1 protein-coding gene is annotated in these 3278 nt (G+C 40.4%); it reads right to left on the bottom strand.

Going from position 1 to position 3278, the window contains the following annotated elements; all coding sequences use genetic code 11:
- Positions 1-3248 (bottom strand): SpoIIE family protein phosphatase (locus Q1V93_RS10720; RefSeq protein ID WP_300664542.1); only part of this gene is annotated, 3248 nt, incomplete at its 3' end.
- Positions 3249-3278 lie beyond the last annotated feature (30 nt).

The raw sequence follows: 3278 nt of genomic DNA, 5'->3' as shown, positions 1-3278 counted from the left end.
TCCACATCGTGTTTCCAGGTATCAAAAGTTCGCTGTATCTCTTTGTATTGATCTTCCATATCCATTTGATAGATGGTAGAAAGAAATGCCTTAAATGGCTTTGATTTGAATTTTTTCAGACGTTCACCACCAAACTGATCCACGTATCCGTCTGTGTAAAGATAAACACAATCGCCGTGCTGCAACTGGAATTCCTGCTGACTGAATGGTTTTGCATCAATGAACAGTCCAATCGGTTGTTTATTCGGTTTTAATTCGATGATTTCGCCGTTCCGGATAATTACACATTCGTTATTTGCTCCGGAGAATTTCAGGATGCCTGTTTGCGGGTCGATGGAACAAAGTGCGATGTCCATTCCGTCCTTTACATCCAGCTGGCCTTCGGATCTGAAAGCATCAATGACGATCTCTCTCAGTTTGTTCAGAATGTCGTTCGGTTCGGTCAACTTGAATTCATTGATCGCTCTTAGTAATCCGTTGTTGCCGACAATACTCACCAAAGCGCCCGGAACTCCGTGACCGGTACAGTCAACTGCGGAGAAAATCACTTTGCCCTGAACTTCCCGTGCCCAGTAGAAATCTCCCGAAACAATGTCTTTCGGACGATAGAATACAAAATGCTGTTTGAACAATTCGTTCAAACGGGAAGTGGTGGGAAGAATGGTGGATTGAATGCGTTTCGCATAATGAATACTGTCGAGAATATCCATTGTTTTTGCGGTAATTTCTTCTTTTTGAATCTCCAACTGGTGGTTTTGTTCTGCAATTTCTTTGGTTCTTTCCTGAACAGTCTCTTCCAGTTTTTGGTTCTGTCTTTTGACACGTTGCGTAGAAAGCTGAACGACAGCATAAATCAGGAAAATCAAGAGAATGATGTAGAAAATATATGCCCAAACAGTTCGGTACCAGGGTGGAAGAACGATAATTTCGTAAGTCAGCACTTCGCTTTCAATGCCGTAAGCAGATTTGGCTTTTACCTTAAAGGTGTAAGTTCCTTCCGGAATTTTTTCGAAGTTGGCGAAATTGAGCGGAGACCATTGCGACCATTGATCACTGAATCCTTCTAATTTATAACTGAATAAAGTAGGTCCGATACAGGAAAATGAATTGGCGTGAAAGATCAGTTTGAAGGAATTTTGGGCATAATCCAATCCTTCCTGCTTTTTACTTTTCGAAACGTCGTACAGAAATGTTTTTCCGTTTACTTCGAAGCGGTCAATCTGAACTTTGAATGAATTTCTGTTTTTCCGGATTGCGTCCAGGTTCAGAACAAACAAACCGTCGTTTGCGCCAATCCACACTTCATTGGTTAACGGATTTTTCTCTACTGCGAAAACCAAACCGGCGTTTTTGAGTCCCGCCAAAGGCCAGGAAGTCCATTCCCACTGTTTTCCTTTTTTTTGAAACCAACCGAATATGTTCTCAAACTTCCCGTCTTTTTTGTCCTGGTAGATTACGACCCAAAGTTGTTCATCATTGACATTGATGATCCGGTGAATGGTGTTTTTATAGTTTTTGATCTTCAGAACTTTTGACGGTTCGAAAGGAATAATTTTATTCAGTGATTTGTCAAAGACAAACATTCCATTTGCAGTCCCTACAAAGATTTCGCCTTTAAATCCTTCCACGTAGAAGTTGTTATTCTGGTCTTCTTTGCTGAGACTCGGAATCGTGACAATTCTGAATTTCTTTGTTTTCAGATCGTACACTCCAATTCCTTTGGAACGGATACTGAAAAAAATCTTGTTCTGCAGACAGGTGAGACTCACTGTTTCTCCACCGGCATCTCCAACGAGTTCTTCGTATTCCCATTTTCCGTCCGGAAGCAGCTTTAGTTTTGCCAGACCGGCTTCAAGTGTCAGATAGATGGAATTCGGATCTTCGGGATTTTTCTCAAATGCAATGGCATATTGGTAGGATGCTGAAATTTCTTTTTTCGTTTGTGTATTCAGGTCGTAAACTCCATTGTAACCGATAATCATGGATTTGTTTCCAGCACGCGTTTTGATCGTCTCAATGTCAAAAATAATTTCATTGAGTGTTCCGAAAGCAAGCATTTTATTGCCGGAATCTGATTTTTGCGGAGTAAGAATTCCGTTGTGAGTTCCAATCAGCGGAATGCCGGAATTGAAATCAATGGTTTCGATCTGAGAGTTTACACCTTCGTTTTTGTGAAAGTAGGAGAGAGGTGAGCCGGTTTCAATAAACTGAATTCCATTTCCCAGGCATAACCAAAGGTTGAAATCCGTATCGAAAAAGGACTGATTAATCGTCAGATTCGCCAAATCATCATCCAGGTTGTATTCACGGATAATTTTCCCGGAAACATCACCGATTACCAAACCATTATTCTCTGTACTCACCAGTAAATAATCGCCTGATTTCGTGACACTGTTTACAAAGTACTTACTCAAACAAGGGAATTTCAATCGCGAAACGGAATCCCATTGCTGTACTCCGGAATTATTCTTTACACTGAATATTTTGCTTTTCGCATCAACAATGTACCAGATATTGTCTATTTGAAAACTTCCGCGAATATTTTTAATGTGAACGGATTGCGGCAGGTGAAGTTCTTTCAGTTTTGCATTGACAATGTCGTAATACAAGTAGTTTTCTTTCCGGGTCTTGAATTCTGCTTTTGATTGAAACGTTAATAGAAAACCATTCAGTATGCGGCAGGAAGTTTTGCATTCCAATTCCTGGAAAGCCGGTGGAACTTCCAATCTGACAGCTTTGTTGTTTTTCAGGATATAAAGTCCTTTTTCGGCAACAAATAAAATGGAATTATCTCCCAATTCGAAAATATTCCAAACCTGTCCGATATCGTTTTTGAGTCCGCCGCAAAAGATGGGAAAGTAAACCAATTCGCCTTTGCTGGAATAATCCAGGTATCCGAAATTATTGTCGCGGCCAACGTACACGCGGTCGTCTGAAGCTAAATACAATTTTGAAACATATGTTTCCGCACAGCTTTCGAGAATGGTCTTTTTTGTTTTCTCGGTATCGGTTTTAATTTTCGACCATTCAATTCCGTTGAAAGAAAGGATGTCTTGCCTGTTTCCGAAAAGTACATTTCCGTTTGCAGCCTGCAGACCTGTCCAGATCTGGCCGGCGCTTCCGTATTCGTTGATGGAAAAATGTTTGGTATTAATTCGTCCCTGTAAAGTAATGTTTTGAGCGGTGGAAAGTCCCGCAAAATGAACAGTAAATAGGATTACTAAAAATACCAGTTTGTTTTTCAACATTTCTTTCCGTTATACGACACGAATATATAA

Source organism: Fluviicola sp. (assembly GCF_030151805.1).
GTDB lineage: Bacteria > Bacteroidota > Bacteroidia > Flavobacteriales_D > Crocinitomicaceae > Fluviicola.
Note: the sequence above shows the minus strand (reverse complement) of the source record. Positions and strands in the feature narration are given on the sequence as shown.